At 56.5% G+C, this 19,122-nt stretch carries 14 protein-coding genes and 2 tRNA genes; 5 read left to right on the top strand and 11 right to left on the bottom strand.

The window, feature by feature from the left end; genetic code table 11:
* Nucleotides 1–83: 83 nt before the first annotated feature.
* Entirely contained in the window at nt 84–581 is a 498-nt protein-coding gene (locus tag LOC70_RS00780; RefSeq protein ID WP_230251355.1) for a hypothetical protein, read from the bottom strand.
* Between the two features lie 232 nt (nt 582–813).
* On the opposite strand from LOC70_RS00780, the gene lepA reads away from it, so the two are divergent.
* The gene (lepA, locus tag LOC70_RS00775; protein WP_230251354.1) at nt 814–2,610 is read left to right on the top strand and encodes a translation elongation factor 4; all 1,797 of its coding nucleotides are present in this window, start codon (nt 814–816) and stop codon (nt 2,608–2,610) included.
* A gap of 89 nt (nt 2,611–2,699) precedes the next feature.
* Here lepA and LOC70_RS00770 read toward each other — a convergent pair whose 3' ends face one another.
* The 4 genes from LOC70_RS00770 to LOC70_RS00755 all read right to left on the bottom strand — a co-directional run bounded on the left by LOC70_RS00770 (nt 2,700) and on the right by LOC70_RS00755 (nt 6,404).
* The gene (locus LOC70_RS00770; RefSeq protein WP_230251353.1) at nt 2,700–3,707 is read right to left on the bottom strand and encodes an alpha/beta hydrolase; all 1,008 of its coding nucleotides are present in this window, start codon (nt 3,705–3,707) and stop codon (nt 2,700–2,702) included.
* Nucleotides 3,708–3,887: 180 nt separating this feature from the next.
* Entirely contained in the window at nt 3,888–5,345 is a 1,458-nt protein-coding gene (locus tag LOC70_RS00765) for a sigma-54-dependent transcriptional regulator (RefSeq protein WP_230251352.1), read from the bottom strand.
* A 12-nt stretch (nt 5,346–5,357) separates the two neighbouring features.
* A complete protein-coding gene (locus LOC70_RS00760; protein WP_255715095.1) occupies nt 5,358–6,059 on the bottom strand; it encodes a two-component system sensor histidine kinase NtrB in 702 nt (233 codons plus the stop codon).
* A 42-nt stretch (nt 6,060–6,101) separates the two neighbouring features.
* Nucleotides 6,102–6,404, bottom strand: a complete 303-nt coding sequence (locus LOC70_RS00755; RefSeq protein ID WP_230251351.1) for a hypothetical protein — start codon at nt 6,402–6,404, stop codon at nt 6,102–6,104.
* Nucleotides 6,405–6,425: 21 nt separating this feature from the next.
* On the opposite strand from LOC70_RS00755, the gene LOC70_RS00750 reads away from it, so the two are divergent.
* A complete protein-coding gene (locus LOC70_RS00750) occupies nt 6,426–6,809 on the top strand; it encodes a hypothetical protein (protein ID WP_230251350.1) in 384 nt (127 codons plus the stop codon).
* A gap of 30 nt (nt 6,810–6,839) precedes the next feature.
* Here LOC70_RS00750 and LOC70_RS00745 read toward each other — a convergent pair whose 3' ends face one another.
* Both LOC70_RS00745 and LOC70_RS00740 read right to left on the bottom strand, forming a co-directional pair.
* Nucleotides 6,840–8,189: an MFS transporter gene (locus LOC70_RS00745; protein ID WP_230251877.1), complete on the bottom strand. Its 1,350-nt coding sequence runs from the start codon at nt 8,187–8,189 to the stop codon at nt 6,840–6,842.
* A gap of 87 nt (nt 8,190–8,276) precedes the next feature.
* Nucleotides 8,277–10,562, bottom strand: a complete 2,286-nt coding sequence (locus LOC70_RS00740) for a PQQ-binding-like beta-propeller repeat protein (protein ID WP_230251349.1) — start codon at nt 10,560–10,562, stop codon at nt 8,277–8,279.
* A gap of 632 nt (nt 10,563–11,194) precedes the next feature.
* On the opposite strand from LOC70_RS00740, the gene LOC70_RS00735 reads away from it, so the two are divergent.
* From LOC70_RS00735 to LOC70_RS00725, 3 genes are all read left to right on the top strand, one after another.
* Nucleotides 11,195–12,373 carry a M14 family metallopeptidase gene (locus tag LOC70_RS00735; RefSeq protein ID WP_230251348.1) on the top strand — a complete coding sequence of 393 codons (1,179 nt, stop codon included), beginning with the start codon at nt 11,195–11,197 and terminating at the stop codon, nt 12,371–12,373.
* A gap of 106 nt (nt 12,374–12,479) precedes the next feature.
* Entirely contained in the window at nt 12,480–13,316 is an 837-nt protein-coding gene (locus LOC70_RS00730) for a hypothetical protein (protein ID WP_230251347.1), read from the top strand.
* A 151-nt stretch (nt 13,317–13,467) separates the two neighbouring features.
* A complete protein-coding gene (locus LOC70_RS00725) occupies nt 13,468–15,105 on the top strand; it encodes an FAD-dependent oxidoreductase (protein WP_230251346.1) in 1,638 nt (545 codons plus the stop codon).
* 55 nt (nt 15,106–15,160) lie between these two features.
* Here the strand turns inward: LOC70_RS00725 and LOC70_RS00720 are convergent, their stop codons facing one another.
* From LOC70_RS00720 to LOC70_RS00705, 4 genes are all read right to left on the bottom strand, one after another.
* Nucleotides 15,161–16,402: an Nramp family divalent metal transporter gene (locus LOC70_RS00720; RefSeq protein WP_230251345.1), complete on the bottom strand. Its 1,242-nt coding sequence runs from the start codon at nt 16,400–16,402 to the stop codon at nt 15,161–15,163.
* 346 nt (nt 16,403–16,748) lie between these two features.
* Nucleotides 16,749–16,821: transfer RNA gene (locus tag LOC70_RS00715), tRNA-Lys, on the bottom strand.
* 103 nt (nt 16,822–16,924) lie between these two features.
* Nucleotides 16,925–16,997 (bottom strand) — tRNA-Cys (locus LOC70_RS00710).
* A gap of 354 nt (nt 16,998–17,351) precedes the next feature.
* Nucleotides 17,352–18,857: an SHD1 domain-containing protein gene (locus tag LOC70_RS00705; RefSeq protein ID WP_230251344.1), complete on the bottom strand. Its 1,506-nt coding sequence runs from the start codon at nt 18,855–18,857 to the stop codon at nt 17,352–17,354.
* Nucleotides 18,858–19,122 lie beyond the last annotated feature (265 nt).

Raw genomic sequence — 19,122 nt, 5'->3', positions numbered from 1 at the left:
GTCCTCAGCAGCCGAATTCAGCAATCACATGGTTGTGTTTGCGGGGCCACTTCGGGGGAGACTTCCGACCGGAATCGGTGCTGTTAGCGATATTGCTGGTTCCAAGGTGCGGTAGCCGAGTCCCATCGGTTTTGTCCATCGGTCGGCGCGTTGCCACCGTAGTTTGGGGTTGGATACCCGGGGGCCGGTTGGTTTGGTGGGTAACCGTTGTAGTTGGGCGCCGGATTGTAATTGGGGGCCGTGTTGTAGTTCGGCGGGTTTTGGCGGGGCGTGGAGTAACCCGCACCTTGGACAGGTGTGCCACCCTGCGGAGGCCATGCGTTGGGATTGGCCGCGGCACCGTTGGGATAATAGCCACCCTGAGGTGGATACCCGGGCTGCCCGCCGTTTTGCTGGGCTTCCTGAGCCTGTTGACGCTCGTCCAGAATTTCTCGGCCGCGATCGATTGCGGATCGGGCGTCGCTGCGGATCTCGGTTTTGTTGATTTCAATCCGAGTGGTGTCGCCATCACGCTCGATGGTGAACCATCCCGCCATGAATGCCGCACCGACAGCCAGTCCCAGCAAAAGCAATGTCCGCATGACACATCCTTGAAAACAAAATAAACGGTCCTCCGAATCGTCGATCATCTCGAAGATCGGCTTTCGGCGGAAGATCAATTCATCCTCGGTATCGGCGACGGCTGGGCAGGAAATTCAGTTCAAACGAAAAAAATTCGCAAATTGCCCGAAGCGAACCACGTCGCAAATCCCTGTTGATCGAACCCCTCTTTCACTAGGATGAGACGTTCCCTCCCACGTCCAATGAACAGACATGAAACAGATCCGCAATTTTTGCATCATCGCCCACATCGACCACGGCAAATCGACCCTGGCCGACCGACTGATCCAGGCATGCGGAGGCGTCACGCAGCGCGAGTTTCACGACCAAATGCTGGACTCGATGGACATCGAGCGCGAACGTGGGATCACGATCAAAAGCAACACGGTCACGTTGGACTACACCGCCAAAGACGGGCAGGAGTACCAACTGAACTTGATCGACACGCCCGGTCACGTGGATTTTTCCCATGAAGTCCGCCGGTCGCTGATGGCCTGTGAAGGCGCGCTGATGGTGGTGGATGCGTCGCAGGGCGTGGAAGCCCAAACGGTCGCGAATTTGTATTTGGCGTTGGAGTACGACCTGGAACTGCTGCCGGTCATCAACAAAATCGATTTGCCGGCCGCCGACGTCGACCGGGTCCGGGAGGAAATCGATGAAGATCTGGGACTGGATCCTTTCGCGGCCATACCCGTTTCCGCGAAAACGGGGCAAGGGATCGAGGATGTGTTGGAAGGCATTGTGCAGCACTTGCCCGCGCCGACCGGCGATCCCAAAGCACCGCTGAAAGCATTGGTCTTTGACGCTTACTTCGACAAGTATCGCGGTGTGATTTTGCAGTGCCGCATCATGCAGGGCACATTGCGTCCCAAAGACGACATTCACTTCATGCATGCCGATCGAGATTTCACCGTCGATGAACTGGGCTACAACCAGTTCAAGTTGGTGCCGAAGAAATCGTTGTCTGCGGGTGAAGTCGGCTACATCGTCGCGGGTGTGAAGTCGGTGCAGGACATCGAAATCGGCGACACGATCACGCTCGCGAACGAACCTGCTGACGAACCGATTCCCGGTTATCAACCCGCTCGACAAGTGGTGTTCTCGTCGGTGTATCCAATGAGCACCGACGAATACCAAGACCTGACCAAGGCTCTTGAAAAGCTGTCGATCAACGATGCCGCGTTGACGTTCGAAAAAGATAGCTCAGCGGCACTTGGCTTTGGTTACCGTTGCGGTTTCTTGGGACTGTTGCACCTGGATGTGATTCAAGAACGATTGCAGCGAGAATTTGACATCGGTTTGGTGATCTCCGCGCCTTCGGTGCTGTATCAGATTCGGATGAAAGATGGCGAAATACTCGACATCGACAACCCGACTTATTGGCCCGACCCATCCGCGATTGATTCGGTCAGCGAGCCCTACATCAAGGCTCAAATTTTGATCCCGGAAGAATACGTGGGTCCGGTCATGGAGCTTTGCCGTGAACATCGCAGCGAAAGCCAAACGATGAATTATCTCTCAGCCGGACGTTTGGAAGTGACCAGCGAGATGCCACTGGGGGAAGTCCTGTTCGACTTCTACGGCAAGCTGAAGATGATCACTCGCGGCTATGGTTCGTTCGACTATGTGCCGATTGAATATCGCAAGACTGACATCGTCAAAGTCGACATCTTGGTCAATAAAGAACCGGTGGATGCACTGGCTTACTTGGTCCACCGAGAAAAGTCACGTGCCCGCGCGCTTCACTACTGCGAGCAATTAGCCGAGGCGATTCCTCGTCACCAATTCAAAATCCCGATTCAAGGAGCCATCGGTGGCACGGTCATCGCGCGGACGACGATCGCTCCGTATCGCAAAGACGTCACCGCCAAGTTGTATGGCGGCGACGTGACTCGCAAAAAGAAGTTGCTGGAGAAGCAGAAGAAGGGCAAAGCCAAAATGAAGCAATTTGGCAGCGTCAACATTCCGCAAAAAGCCTTCATCTCGGTTCTTCGCACCGATCAAGACTGATCACGACGCAAACTGCCAACTCCATCGTCGCCTTCTGCTACGCAAAAGCAGCGTCCATATGAGTTGTTCGCATGATCTCGCGGCGACCGTCAATCATCAGCGGGCTCGTAACCGTGCCACATCCAGGCGAGCGTGTCGGCGAGCGTGGCTTCAAAGACTCGGCGATCGCAGTGACGACTGGCTTTGGAGAACACGTAGCGATAGTCGTAGCCCTTCGCCTCCAACGCGTCCGCGGTTCGCTCATTGGCCATCACCCAATTGTGATAGGTGGACTCCGGATCGTTCGCACGATTGTCGTTTTCAGCCACGTGCGTGAAGATCCTCAGTGGTTTCTTGTCACTGTTTTCAATTAGCTTCATGCTCGAGTGATACTCCCACGCACCCAGCGGATAGTCGGCTTCCTCGGGAGCATCGTCGTCTTGCTGATCAACGAACGTTCCGGAATAGGTGATCAAACGGCGGAACCATTCGGGACGGAACCAACCCATCGTCAAGGCCGCCGCACCACCACTGCTGCAACCCATGACCGCGCGGCCCCATGGATCATCGGTGAGTTCGAAGTTTGGATAGGCCTTTCGAATCGCTGGGTGGTTTTTCACGGCGGGCAAGACTTCCAATTGAATGAAGCGAGCCAGTCGGTCGGACATCGTGTCGTATTCCAATCCGCGTTGGCTGCCTTTGCTGTCGTCGCCACCGTTTTGAACCGCGATGGCAACGAAGGCGGGAAGCTTGCGGTGTGGATCTTTTGAGATCGTCATATTGTCGAGTGCATTGCGGACCAAATTCAAACGGCTGGGGCCGTCGTGCATCACCAGGAACGGGGCAGCTGTGCCGTCTTCGTAGGCCGCGGGAACGTAGACCACGATCTTGCGCTCTTTGCGGACGGGTTTGCGTCGATTCAGAGTGCTGTCGGTTCCATCGAAGATCTCGCTGTCGGCTAACGGCATCATGAACTCAATCTGTTTGCCCTTCGGGTTGCCGAGATCCTTGAGCTCTTCCGCCATTGAGAAATCGGGTCCCACCACCACGCGACCGTTCTTCAGCGGGAACTCACTGTTGTCCTGGGCAGATGACTGAGGCAGAGGTGTCAGAAGCACACAAAATACGGTGAGCAGAAGAGATGTTCGAAAACGCCGATCGGTGCGTCGGTAGAGTGAAGCGACATTTCGGAAGGGACTTGAAAACATACGGAGACTCGGTGGGGGGAGGTAGGCGGGTGTGAGGAACGCCACATTCTAACTGCATCACGATGTGATCGGAGAAGCCAGCGTGGTTTGTCACATCCTGTCCGGACGCAACCCCAAAGCTCGGATACGGCTTCGCAAGGTTGGTCGGCTAATCCCAAGTCGCGAACTGGCTTCGCTGAGGTTGTTCCCTGTTGCTTTCAACATCTCGGAGATCAGTATCCGATCGGCTTCGTCGTGGACGTCTGAGCTGACCGAAAAACTACCCGCGGCGATTCGCTGCCGAACATCTTCCGCCAATCCTTCACGCCAGCCGATCGCAACCGGATGATGAATCTCGGGTTCGCTCTCGTAGCCAAAAGCGTTGGGCAGGAATGCTGGAACAATGACGGGGCCGCTGGCCTTCAGCAAGGTTTGTTTGATCACGCCTTGAAGCTCACGCACATTGCCCGGCCACGGGTGAGCCAACAGTCCCTGCATGGTTTCCGGCGCAATCGAAACGAAGTCCTTTCCGAGTTGAGTCGCATACAACGCAAAGAAGTGTTCGGCCATTTCAACGAGGTCGCAACCGCGTTGTCGCAACGGTGGTAACTCAATCGTGAACTCATTGAGGCGATAAAACAAGTCACTTCGGAAGCTGCCGTCATTCATGGCGGATTTCAGATCGCGATTGGTTGCCGCGATGATTCTCACATCGGTCTTGATCGGCCGACTTCCACCGACTCGTTCGAACTCCTTCTCTTGCAACACCCGCAGCAGCTTGGTCTGCATGACCGGCGACATGTCACCGATTTCATCCAGGAACAACGTGCCGCCATCGCAGAGTTCAGACTTGCCGACTCGCCGTTGGTCCGCGCCGGTGAACGAACCTTTCTCGTGTCCAAACAGTTCGCTCTCCAGCAACGTCTCGGGAATCGCTGCGCAATTGATCGCGTGAAAAACTTGGTCGTGACGCTGGCTGTGTTGATAGATCGCCCGAGCAACCACTTCTTTGTCCGTTCCGGTTTCGCCCAAGATCAGCACGGTGGCTTCTCGGGAGGCCACACGTCCAATGCTACGAAATACCTCGATCATTTGCGGGCAGCTTCCCAAGACCAAGTCTGCTCGGGCCGCCACGGGTGACTTGCCGCCACCAGTTGGCTTGGGATCGTTTGGCAAAGCCGCAGGTCGCCGTGCCATTCGGCTGGTTTCGAGTGCTGAATCGATCAGCGGAAGAATTTCATCTGGTTCAAACGGTTTGGTGATGTACTCAAACGCGCCACCGCTCATCGCGGTGATGGCTGTCTCGGCTGTTCCATGACCGGTCATCAGAATCACCGGGACACGCCGGTCAGTCTCTCGCAGTTCGTGGATCAACGCCAAACCCGATTGGTCGGGCAACTGCACATCCAATAGCACGGCATCCGGTTCATGACGGCGAAAGCTTTCCATCCCCGTTGCCGCGTTGGTTGAGGTGAAAACTTGGTAGTCAGGCTCCGGCAAGCACAACTGCATGCACTGCAAGATCAGCGGGTCATCATCAATCACCAGCAGCGTGGGACGATCGTTCATTAAATGATTCATTCAGTGCGAAACCGAGGGCAACAAGACATGAAACGTGGTTCCTTCCCCGACCTTGGTGTCCACTTCGATGGCTCCTCGATGGCTTTGGATGATTCCAATGGTGGTGCTGAGCCCCAGCCCTGTTCCGTTGCCACGTTGCTTGGTGGAAAAGAAAGGTTCGAAGATGCGATCTCGGATCGACTCATCGATCCCATGTCCGTTGTCCGTCACGCTGATTCTCACGTAATCGCCCGGAGGCAAAACGGTGTAGGAGCAGGAATGCTCGGTGTTAAACGAAACTCGTTCCGCCGCAATTATCAGTTCGCCATTACCGTTCATCGCGTCACGACCGTTGATGGCCAAGTTCATCAACAATTGGCTCATTTCGGTTTCGTCGCCGATAACTTCGGGCAAGTCCGAATCCACACAAACATGAAGCGAGATTCCTTTCGGCAAAGTTCTTTCCAAAATGCGACCGGTCTCTGGCAAGAGTTTCGCCAGCTGCACCGGAGACTGATTCCCATCGCCACCTCGCGCAAACGTTAGCAACTGAGCAATCAAGTCGGCTCCGCGTGTCGCCCCGGCGACGATCGTGTCTGCCAACGCAACTCGGTCGACGTTGGGTGTTTCGCGTTGCAGCATTTTGCCGCTCATCAAAATTGGTGTCAGTAAGTTGTTGAGGTCATGTGCGATTCCACTGGCGAGTGTCCCAAGCGACTCCAAACGTTGCCGTCGTCGCTCAACTTGCTGCTTCGCCAGCGATTCCTATGTTTGAATCCGTTGTTTCCGCCGCCATTCGAATCGTTGCAAAACACCGTAGAGCAACAGCAGTGTTAGCAGAACGAAGTAACCCCAGTTCGATTCGCTCCGCACGATCGCATTGGTCAACAACAACGAGTTGACCGCGAGTGCGATGCAGTAGACGACGGTGGAAAGAGAACTGCGAATGAAACTGAAAGACGGCAAGAGCGATGAGGGGCGGGTACAGCGTTTGCATCCGATGGGGACTGGTCCATTGTAGATTCGGGATTCGCGGAACGCCATGAAGCGAACGCAATGGACCGACATTCCTCATTCAAACCTCGCTCCATGCTTGAGTCCCTTCGGCAATCCATCCTTGCCGCACAGAACGCCTGGTCGGGTTGCTGCTGGGACACCCAATTTGGAACCTGCGAAGTCAATCTGAATGGATTGACCAGCCAACAGGCTTCCTTGGCCGCGAAGGCACTCCGTGGTGAAGAGGCCGCATGTTGGAACTTGGCGGCGGTTTGGCTGGAACAGGTCGAAACGGACGCTCGCAAGGCTTCGGATTTTGCCGAGCAAGCGTTCTCACGAGCCAGCGTCGGCGACCGAGAAACGGCAATTGCGTTACTCGAACACGCGATCAAGCTCGCGGCGAGGTATCCCGTGGTGACGGGCTACAAAGATTGCATGTTGCAATTGCCGGCTGCGACCGAACACGCGGACCACTGAACAGGAACGGCAGGCTGACCTGAACGTTTGCTAGATCGTTTCTTCCGGCAGTGGTTCTGGCAACCAAAACGAGAGCAGAGATCCCACCGAATAGACAAACAATGCAACGACCGCCGCCGCGACCGCCGTGCTTCCCGATGGCAGCATGGTGGTCAGCCAAGCCGTCACCGCGGCAAAGGACGTCCCAATCATTCGTCCTCCAATATTCGCGGCAAAGCTTTCGCCGGTGCCTCGCAAGTGCAGTGGGAACGCTCGTGGCAAATAGTTGCCCCAGAAACTGAACTGAGCAACGGTGAAGAAGCCACACAGCAAGATGCCCCACTTCAACCACTCCAAGTCACCTCGAGCGGGAAACCAAAACACGAGCGGGACGATCACCAATCCTGGCCACTGGAAGATTCGAAGCAGCCACCGTCGACTGACCACGGCCACGGCCAACGCCGCCAAAGCAAAACGTCCAAGCAATCCACCGATCTCCTGATAACCGTTCACCGTTGCAGCGGTTGATTGTTCGACCTTCTTCGCTGCGGGCGGAGTCAGTCCAGCAGTTTGCGATTTGACTTGGGGTAGGCTTGGAACGATCGAAGGCACTTGCTGCAATGCACCAAACGCAGCTCCGTAACTGCAAGCGAACATCAACGTGGTGACGATCGTTGTGCGTCGTAAATCGGGTGCAAACAAAGCCGAGATACTCGGCCGTTGCAAAGTTCCTTCGGCCTTCTTGCGTGCCCATTCTGGCGATTCGGGAAGAAACGGTCGGATCAGCACCAGCGGAATCGCGGGAATCACACCCGAGATCACCGTGTATCTCCACGCTTCATGACCGCCGACGATTTCCGGCAATGACATGGCGTATTGAATGGCCAAGTAGTTGGCTCCCGTGACCAACAATCCACCGACGGACGAGAACGCCTGGGTGTAGCCCAGCGCGGCTTCACGTTGTTTGACATTGGGGAACAATTCCGCAACCCAAGCCACGGCGGCAACGAACTCGACACAAACCCCAATGAACACCAGACATCGCAGGAACAGCAACATACCAATCGAGGTTACAAAGCCACTGGCGAACGCGGCGATGGCGTAAAGCAAAATGCTGAACGTCAAAACGCGACGACGTCCCATCAAGTCCGTTAGGTAGCCACCGAACAATCCAAAAACACCGCCCACCATCGCGGGCACAAAGAACAACATGCCACGCCAATATTCAAACTCAGGCGTGCCTGGATTGATTCCTTCGAGTTCCTGCAACGCTGGCCGCAATATCAACGGCAGCATCAACAGTTCATAGATATCGAAAGCGAAACCGATCGCCGCGATGAAGCAGACAATGGCGACGGTGGTTTTGGATGGCGAAGAGTTGGACAACGAAGGATGATTCAAACGAGGTTGGCGTGCGGACGAATGCAGGAACCAAGCCTCGCCACTCTTGAGTGACAAACCTTGGTTCGTTGAGGAAACGGATGGCGATCAGTTGGGCTGAACCGTCACGTTGTCGATCAGAAACTCAGCGTTGGTCGCGTTTCCGAACAAACCGGGACTTCCACTGCGGTTGGGAGCCTCGTCCGTTGCGGTCACCGTCCATTCACTTGGTTCGACTTTGTCGCGAGGCCAAACCTTTCCCCGCAGGACGGCCTGGTCGCCTTCCGTCGTGGCTTGGAATTTCAGCGTGTACCACACGCCCGCTTTCCAAGTCACGGGAACGCTCTGAGCCATCCGCAACTGGGCCGCCCAAGTCCGGATCTGCAATTGCTGGGACTCACCCATCAAATCCAAGGTGTAGCGTTGGGCGATGACTCCCATGTCAGGCAGTTTGTTGCCCGGTTGAGCCTTCACGTCCGCGGTGATGGTGTAATCGTGTAAGTCCGTCGGACCAAACCAAGCTTGGCTTCGCGTGCCCTTAGGAATCGTCGACACTTTCGCGATCACGCCATTGCCGTCCGCTTGCCGACCTTCATGTCGATACCGAGCCCCGATCCAAGTGATCGGCACGTCTCCATCAGAAAAGTTGAAAGCCCAAGGCAACGCCGGGACGATTCGCAATTTCGCGGTGGCGGTCAACTCGCCCATTCGTACTCGCACGACGGCGGAACGGTGCAGCAACTCCGAATCAGCAACAAACAACCCATCCCGGTCAATCGTGCCGGCACCCTGAATGTCAAAGCTCAACGCTTCCTCGCTCAACTTCAATTGCTGGCCCAGCGAATTGAAGATGGCAACGTTGAATGGAAGGGATTGGCCCGGTTGAACGATCGCTTCGGCCGGGACCAACTGCAGTTGCGCCGGAGTTGGATCTTCCGCGGGATCGCGTTCCATTGACAAAAGGTCGCTTCCCGAGATGGTCAAGTTGGCCGCATCTTCTTGATTGCCTTGCCCGCGAGTGACGGTTTCGTTCTTTAGGCAAAACAGTCCGCCGGTGGTCGGCAAGTAGATCCGACCTTCCGCGGCGATGGGTGACCCGCCCGCTTCGTGTCCCCGCGGCAATCGGATTTTGAACAACGATTCCACGCCATCCTGAGTGGGTCGCAACACATGAAAGACACCTTGTACGGTGCAGGCGTAGATTTTGCCATCGGCGTACAGCAAGCTGCCACGCATCGACGTGCCCAGCTTCATCGGCTCGCCAACCTCTTCGCCGGATTGCCGGTCCAGGATTCGCAATCGCGATGAGTCTTCCACCACGTAGAGGCGGTCGCCCACAAGCAACGGGGAGCTTTTTCCGGACATGATTTCTTCGGTTCGCCAAGCTTCTGCAGAAGCCGATTCCAAAGAGGCATGACGCGCATCAATCCGAACCACCGCGCCCATGGCGGTTCCTGCGGGGTTTTCTTCCCCGTGAGTTGCAAAGACATTGCCTTCCGCATCGACCGCCACCGAAGTGTTGATGCCACGGCGCGAAATTGCTTGACGCCACAGGATCTTTCCCGTGCGAGGTTGAATCCCGTACACGTCTCCGTCGCCACTTCCCGCCACCATGACCGCTTGGTCACCAATGACTTTGACGACGGGCGTGCTGTAGGTGGTGTCCTCCGGCAGAGGTCGGGTGCTGATGCTCCAAACCAACGTGCCGTCTTGCTTGTCAAAGGCAAAGAACCGATGAGCGGGACGAGCGTTCTCATCCCAGCCCGTCGTCACGCCACTGATGATGACGAGATTTTCAAACACGACCGGTGTGTTCGTGCGGCCGCCGTAGGTGCTGAGCATGCCAAACTCTTCACTCATCGATCGCGACCAAACGGTTTTGCCCGTCGCGGCGTCCATGCACAGAAGGAAGCAACACGCTCCCAGGGCGTAGACACGATCCAGTTCAGGATCACCGCAAACATGCGACCACCCGACACGCTCGGCGGGCAAGTCCGAGAGAAAAACGTTGTAAACGTTCTCCCAGAGCAACTCGCCTGAATCCGCGTCGAGGGCAATGACTTTCTCCGCGTCCTTTCGAATGCCCGGCTGATCGCGAACGATTGTGAATAGTCTTCCGTTCATCACGATCGGCGTAGAGGTCCCCGCCGCCAGTTCGCTTTTCCAAAGCACATTGCTGCCGGGACCGCCTTTGGGGTCGAACGCTTCGATCAAACCGACCTCGGTGGAGATTCCGTTTTGAGTTGGACCACGCCAATTGGGCCAATCTGCGGCATGGGTGGAGGCTTGGCCGATCAACAACGGACCAAACACGGTGGATGCGGCACAGACAACGGCCAAGAAATCCGATCGCAACGACAATCGCTTCACGAGTTTTTCCGGGGTGAAATCCATCCCCGTCAATCTGCTGGCATCGCACCAGACGCAGCCTCGTCGCGGGGAAACGGACTCGCCGCAGCAACGCATCTGCCGGACCAATCCATGTCCCGCTGGAGCGATCGACAGATGATTTCACCGAACGTTCCAATTTGCTTGGTAGACACCTTCGAATTCGACCGCTCGATAACTGATCTTCCGACGCGTACTGCTGAGGTGGAAACCTAATTTCCAGTTAGCGGAAAACCATTTGCCAATCAGGCGAGCACGGGAACTGGGAAAGTACGGCCTGTTTCACGATGGTCTAGAATTTCTTTGAAAATTCCAACAGGAATCCCGCCTTTCTCCCACCCAACTCCCACCGAGCAACCAGACGCTGCCCCCGAGGTACGTCGCTTGCGATTGCTTCCACCCACTGTTGAACCAGTCCGCTGGAAGCCAACGTCGACGCGCGACTGCCGGAATCACCGTGTCAAAACGGTTAACCCGGTGTGCCCCCGTTCGTCGTTCCGCAATGGACGCCCCCGGTCGGAAAACACTTCGTCAGGTGAAGCGTTGAAACCTAAGGGTTGATCATGCGATTTGTTTTTTCTCTATCCCGCTGGGAAACTTTGTCCTACGCACGTCTCCTGTTGCGCAACGCGTCGCTCGTGATTGTCTTTACGATCGTCGGTGCATCATTCGTTTTCGCAGACCCGTCTGCGGAAATCACGCCGACGCTGAAGTTCCTGTCTCAAGACAATGAGGTCAGCTTCGAGACGGACTTTGCCGGTGGCAAGATTGACGAATTGGTCGAATACAGCGGCGATGATTTTGAGATCCTCATCCGCCCTGAAAACGAACCCATCAATGACAGTGCCTGGTACGCGTTCCGGGTCTCTTCGACAAACCCACGTCACATCAAAGTTCGCTTGCGGTACGAAGGCGGATCGCATCGGTACGAACCCAAGATCAGCCGCGACCGTGTGAACTGGGAACCGGCGGAGCATTTGATCGTGGCGCGTCATCCTGGCGGTCGCGAGGTGACGTTACGTTTGCCAGTCAGCAACCAAATGCTATGGGTGGCCGGGCAAGAATTAGTTGGCAACAAAGACATCGCCAATTGGGTCGACACGCTGGCGAAGTTGCCGTTTGTGGAATCGTCCGTCGCTGGTCACTCGGTCATGGATCGGCCCATTCATCGTTTGGCGATCGGTAACCCCGACACGCGAGACGTGGTCTACGCGTTATCACGCCAGCACCCGCCGGAGGTTACCGGCACGATCGGCATGATGCACTTCATCGAAGCATTGTGTGGTGATAGCGAGCTTGCCAAACGATACCGGCAAGAATTCCTGACGGTTGCGATTCCCATTGCCAACCCGGACGGAGTCGCCAAGGGGTACTGGCGTTCCAACGCCAACGGTGTGGATCTCAATCGTGATTGGCTGCAATTCAAAGAACCCGAAACGCGTGCCATCCACAACGACATTGTCAGCCTGCGTGGCGAACAAGGCAAACGTATGTGGTTGTTCCTCGACTTCCACAGCACCTACAACGAAGTCTTCTACACCGTTCCCAAGAAGACCAAGCTTTTCCCGGAAGGCTTCACCGCGGATTGGTTGCAGTCGATGAACAATCGACTGGGCGAATCCACGATGATTCGTGACGATGGTCACAATGCTCATCGGAGCACCAGCAAAGCATGGGTGGCACGTGAGATTGGTATCCACGCCGTGACATACGAATTCGGCGATGAGACCGACCGCGAACGCATTCGCAACATCGCTGTCGGATCCGCAGAGGAAATGATGAAGTTGTTGCTGGCTCGCAAAGCCAACTTGGACTGAACACTCCGTTCATGAATTCTCGTTGAAGAAGGTTTGCATGAGCCTGCGGCATTCGCGACAGTCCGGTTCGATTTGGTCAATCCGCCTTTTTGAAACGGTTCCTCCTATGCTTTGCACCCTGACTTCTTTTCGTTGTTGTTTTTTGCGTTTGCCTACCGCGATGCTCGTTGGCTTTCTCATCGCGTTCGGCGGCAATTCCAGCCTCACGATCGCTGCGGAAACAAACCCGTCGCCGGTTCACTGTGAGGGGCACTACTCACATCACCTGCAAGGCGTTGGTTCCGATGGTGAGCATCTTTATTGGTCCTTCACGACATCTCTGGTCAAAACGGATTCGTCCGGAATCGTTCTGAAGAAGGTGTCCGCCGCCAACCATCACGGTGACCTCTGCGTTCGCGACGGAAAGATCTACGTGGCCGTGAATCTGGGGAGATTCAATGACGCCGAGGGCAACGCCGACTCATGGGTCTACGTCTACGATGCCGAGACGCTGGAAGAGATCAGTCGTCACGAGGTGCAGGAGGTTTTCCACGGTGCTGGCGGTATCGGGCATCGGGATGGCCATTTTTTCGTCGTTGGTGGCTTGCCGGAGTCCATCGATGAAAACTACGTCTACGAATATGACGGTGAATTTCAGTTCGTCCGAAAACATGTGGTGGCCAGTGGGCACACGCATTTGGGAATCCAAACTGCTTCGTTTGCAAACGGTCGGTGGTGGTTTGGTTGTTACGGTTCGCCTGCGATCTTGCTGGTCACCGATGGTGATTTCGAAATGGTGGGTCGCTACGAGGCGAATTGCGCGCTGGGCATCGAAGCGGGACCCGAGGGAGGCCTGCTGGTGGCGTCGGGGACGTGCTCGTCAGCCCAAGGATGCGATGGACAGATCCGTTTGGCGGATCCGAATGAGCAAAAGGGATTCGTCTTTCGAGCGAACACGCAGTGAGCCCGCTTTGCCAATCGATCCCATTTTTGGGGTCGTGGGGTTCGTCCGTACGATGAGTCTTTGCAGTGACTCTTTGCGATTCGCGTAGGATGTAGTGGCAGGTTCCGACCGTTGACGTTCCTGTCCCAACTTTTTCGCGAAGGCGCCACTGATGTTGAATGAGAATGAATCGACCGCCTTTCCGAGATTGACCGAGTCCGAATTGGACTGTCTTGCCAAATTGGGGACGCGAAAACAGCTTCGTGATGGAGATGTCTTGTTTGAGGACGGTCAGCGAGATTATTCGTTCTTCGCGATTGAATCGGGGGAAGTAGTCGTCACCGAAGCGACGTCCGGTGTGGACCAAACGGTGGCGACCCATGGGCCGGGTGAATTCACCGGCGACGTGACCATGTTGACCGGGCGTCCTGCGGTGGTCACGGCGCGGGCTCGCGGCGATGTGCAAGTCATTGAAATCACGTCCTGCACCATCCGGCACACGCTGTCCGAGGTGCCTGAGTTGAGCGACAAACTGCTGGCCGCTTTCCAGGTGCGACGCAAGTTATTGGAGGAGTCCGACTTCCTCGGGATTCGTGTGATCGGCCATGCGAATTGCAAAGAGTTGTTGCGACTGCGAGAGTTCTTTTACAAGAACAAGGTGCCGCACACGTTTCAGGATGTTGCGGAGTCCGTTGGTCAGCAAGCGTTGCAAGAGGTGGGCATGACCTCCGAACAAACGCCGGTGATCGTTTGCAGCCGACACGTCGAGAGCCAACCGAGTCTGGCGAAGGTTGCGGAGTGCTTGGGAATCTCGCGAGAAATTCGTGAGGACCTCTACGATGTGTTGATTCTTGGCGCTGGTCCGGCGGGCTTGGCCGCAGCTGTGTATGGAGCTTCCGAAGGATTGAAGACGTTGGTCGTCGATCGAATGGGACCGGGAGGCCAAGCCGGGCAGAGCTCCAAGATTGAAAACTACATGGGCTTTCCGGCGGGATTGCCCGGAACCGAACTGGCCAACTTGGGTTTCTTGCAGGCGATGAAGTTCGGCGCTGAATTTACTGCCCCGGTAGAAGTCCGCTCGATGCAGTGCATGGATGATGGAAATCATCTGGTCACGTTGTGCACAGGGCAAACCGTGCGTACCCGAACGGTGTTGATCGCGACGGGAGCTTCGTACCGACGTTTGCCGATCGAACATTGTGACCGATTGGAAGGCGCGGGTGTCTACTATTCGGCGACCTCCGTCGAGGCACGTCTGTGTCGCGATTCCACCGCAATCGTGGTGGGCGGTGGGAACTCAGCCGGCCAAGCCGCAATGTATCTGTCTCGGCATGCAAGCTCCGTGAAGATGTTGCTGCGTGGAGATGATTTGCGCAAGAGTATGTCCGACTACTTGGCCAATCGGATTGAAAAAACAGACGCCATCGAAGTCTTGTTCAACACTGAAATCCAAGCATTGGGCGGCGAGCAGCAGTTGGAGCAGGTGGTGATCGGCAACTCAAGCAGCGGCGATCAGCAAGCAGTCGCGTGTTCGGGTGTGTTCATTTTCGTTGGTGCGAAACCTCACACCGATTGGTTGCCCGAGGGTGTGGCACTCGATGATCATGGCTTTGTGTTGACCGGTCCCGCGATTCGCGGTCGCGGGGAATGGATGCTGGAACGGGAGCCTTGCGAATTGGAGACGACCTGCCCCGGTGTGTTCGCGGCTGGTGACGTTCGAAGCGGAACCACCAAGCGATGCGCGTTCGCCACCGGCGACGGTGCACTCGCCATCACTTGCGTGCATCAATATCTGAGTCGCGATGCATGACCAAATTGCTTCAACGAGCGAGCCGGCTCACATTTGGAAATTGCCGCGAACGCATCTAAAAGGGCAAGGCTGAGTAGATTCGCCAAAGTCCGAGCGACGTGACGAACGCGACCACTATCCAAGAAATCGTTGTTGCCCAAGGCGACAAGCTTCGCGAAGTGGATGGTGAGGATCGTCGAACCACAATCAACATGACCGCTGCGACGATCGGCAACAGCATGCCGTTGGCGACTTGCGCAATGATGATTGTCGCAGCAGGACTTCCGTTCAGGACCAGGACCGCCGTGACTCCGATTACGATGACCGAAACGGCGATGACGCGGAATGGCCGGCTCGATGGATTGGCGGGCCAACCCATGCAACCGCACACCGCGTAGGAAGTGGCAAGGGGTGCGGTGACTGCGCTGGTGAGCCCGGCACAAAACATTCCCATCGCAAATGCATGACCGCTGAGCGGTCCCAGCACCGGACCCAATCCATTGGCGATCTGTTCTGGCGTTTCCCAGTTGCTGCCTCGATCGTGGAACCCCACGCATGCCGTGAGCAAGATCGACGCCGTCACCAAACCGCCCAACGAAATTGACAGGCCGGTGTCCCAGTTGGATTGGCGAATGGCTTCTTGCGGTGGAGTGGCCTTCCAGGTCGCTGCGGAACGACTTGCGTGCAGGAACAGATTGTAGGGAACGATCGTCGTACCGATCATGCCAAGTACCAAGGTCAAGTTCTCTGACGTGATCTTTGGAATCAGCAATCCCGAGGCGACACGTTGTAGCGAGGGCATGTGGGTGGCAGCCGTGAACAAGAACGCAGCACTGAGCGCAAAGACGAGCACCATCAAGACGCTTTGGAGCAACCGATCGCGTCCCGAAACGATGACCAACGTTGCGAAGGTTCCGATCGCAAGGTTCCATGCCAACGAAGAACCGCCGAAGAGAGCGGACACGCCCACCACCGCACCGGTGAGATTCCCGGTTTGATAAGCGGCGTTTCCAAATCCGATCGCCACGATGGTCAGAAGCATGATTGGCCTTAACCAACGCGACTCCCGCAGATTCTCGCGAATGGCTTCACTCAGACCGGTGCCCGTGAGGATCCCGAGTCGGGCGGCCATCGATTGAAGCAGAATGGTCCCGATCACGGCAAACAACACCGTCCACAGCAATTCGCATCCGTGCTGCGTGCCAACTCGACTGGCAGTCACCACGGTGCCTGGACCAATGAAGGCGGCGGTGACCAAGATTCCCGGTCCCAAGCCGAACCGATTGCGTCCGGTGGCGGATGGCGTGCTGTCGTTCATCAATGCGGCCGTGATAGGTGAGCGTGCCAGCGTTCTCGAATCGCGAAAGGCGTGTCTCGGTTCAAAGAGACACGCCGGTTCCGTCCGCTTGCGAATCAATTTTCAATCCGCCAAGTGGATTGTAGAAGCGGCAGCGTCACCTGTAGAGATCGCTCGAACGCAAAGCTTCCAACGATCAGACGAACGGGCCAGCGGCGACGGAAAGAGCAGGTGCGTTGAGCCGTGCGGCCAAGCAAAAATTCGCGGACCAAAACCGCATCAAGCGGGCCAAGAACCGGTCCAGGTTTCCACCCCGACCAAAGCCATCGCAAAACACGCTGTTTCAGCGTCATGCGAGGCAAAAAGATGCCCCCGCTAGGGCTCGAACCTAGGACCCACGGATTAAGAGTCCGTTGCTCTACCAACTGAGCTACAAGGGCGATGGTGAGGGGTGCTTACAAGCACTCTCACCGTTGGAAACGATGTTAGCCGTCCGATTCGGCGATGAAAAGGGTCAACACCTCGGAAGTCGGCCGTCATCAGAGGCGACGGTGGGATTCGAACCCACGAATAAAGGATTTGCAATCCTTCGCCTTAGCCACTTGGCCACGTCGCCTTCACGTGCTGGAGCCAGTCAAAAACTGCCTGTTGCACAAGCTGAGCAAGTTAGGAAACGAGTGCTTTTCCGTCAAGCCCGTCCCGTTGGAAGCGTTTTCCAGCGTCGGGGCAATGCATGCATTGCTTTGACTAGTGAGCGTTTCCGGCTCAGAGCGATTCAATCGCTGATACCGTTCTATTCGGCTGAGAGGGCGGGCGGCTTGAGCCCCAAAATAAAAAACGCCCAGTCGGTTGAACCAACTGGGCGTTGTGCAATGCAGTGAGGGTGAGCCGAGCCTGGGCCAGTTCCCTCAATGTCCGCCAAACGCGGTGATGCCTTTTGCGGCAAAGGGGAGACTCACCCGACGCCAGCTCACTTCGCCGAAGCCATCGCGAACAACAATTCGTTGACTTGGGCACGAATCGATTCGACGTAGGACCGGTCAGCGTCGCTGAGACGTTCCATCGGAACCGTGCAAGTCTTGCCGTTCGTTTTCAGGATCTTGATTTCGTTGGGACGAACTTCGACCAAGCGGCCATCGGTTCCCCAGTTGCCAGTGTTGTCGATCCAGGTTCGCGTTTTGGTGGTTTCCAAAACGTCGATGGAGTCAGCGGCTTTCTTTTCGGTCACGACTTGGGTGACTTCCGAATCGGCCAAACGAGTTTCCGCTTTTCCGAACAGGTCATCCAAATCCGTGTCAGCATTGTTGTCTGCTGGTGGATCACCAAACAGATCGTCCAATCCACCGTCGGCGGGAGCCGCGTCATTGCCGCCCTCGTTGAACAAATCGTTCAGGCCGTCTTCGGCGGGAGCGGCTTCTTCAGCAGGCATCAAGGCATCCGCGGGTGCTTCGCTTTCGCCACCAAACAGATCACCAAAGCCGTCGTCAGCGGGCTGATCGGCAGGCATCTCTGCGGGAGCTGGGTCCGTGTCACCACCGAACAAATCGCCAAAGCCATCGTCAGCAGGTTGCTCGGCTGGCATGTCGGCGGGAGCCGCGTCGTTTCCACCGAAGAGGTCGTCGATGGGGTCGGCTGCGGGAGCTTCCACGTCAGGAGTGGCAGGCTCAGCTGGCATTTCAGTGTCGCCGCCGAACAAGTCACCGAAGCCATCGTCAGCAGGCTCGGCTTCGACCGGTGCTTCCTCAACGGGCATGTCGAAGGGAGCTTCTTCCGCGGGAGCTTCGGTTGGGAATGGGTTAGCTTCGGGAGTTTCCGTCAAGGGTTCTTCGACAGCCGGCTCTTCCATCACTGGCTCTTCGACCGTTGGTTCTTCCACAGCGGGAGCTTCAACGGCAGGCTCTTCCATCACGGGTTCATCCACGACGGGAGCTTCCTGGGCTGGCGCTTCCACGGGAGCTTCGGCTTCGGTGGGTTCCGCGTTGGCGGCCGGGTCTGCTTCGGGAGCCACGGCGGGCTCTTCCGTTTCAGCGGGCATCGGTGGTGCGGTGTCCGTTTCTTCGTCAGCCGGTTTTTCCGACACGATGGCGGGTGCTTCGATGATTCCGCCTTCGACGGGAGTTTCGCTCAAGATCGTTTCGCCCATCAGCGGTTGCTCGACGATCACTTCGCCAACCACACCGCCACCGCAACAATCAGTGACCATGGGGGCGACCACGGGGGCGGGAATGATTTCCGCGCTGTCGCAACAGGTTGGGGCGGGAGCTGGTTCACAGCAGACGGGTTCACAAGCAACAGGCTCGCAGCACACAGGTTGTGGCGCTGGGCAGCAGGTGTCCGACGCAATCTCGCAGCTGGCGGCATTGTTGCCATGGATTCGCTTCAGCAGCCATCCAGCCGAAGCAGGACTCACGCTCAAGATGGCGATCATGCAGACCACCAACGTCCACTGCAAAGTGAGGCGAAGGGAACGGTTCATCGGATTCTCAGAGTCAGAAGGCGGGAAGTTAAGAGGCGAAATCTGATCGGTTGGGATCGTGTTTGAGTGTCGCATCCTAGTTGTGGTGAGGGGGGCAAACAAGCTTTTCAGCGGCGATTTACGGACCAAACTCCGGGCCGCCCGAGACAAAAAATGACAAAAAAAACGATTGAAACGGCTGCCGACCGGCTGGATCCAGACGATTCGTCTCGTCGTGAGACGCTGGATTGTTCAGAATAGAGGGCTGCCGTCCCGTTTTAACTCC

Source organism: Rhodopirellula halodulae (assembly GCF_020966775.1).
Taxonomy (GTDB): Bacteria; Planctomycetota; Planctomycetia; order Pirellulales; family Pirellulaceae; genus Rhodopirellula; species Rhodopirellula halodulae.
This window is presented reverse-complemented; position numbering and strand designations above follow the sequence as displayed.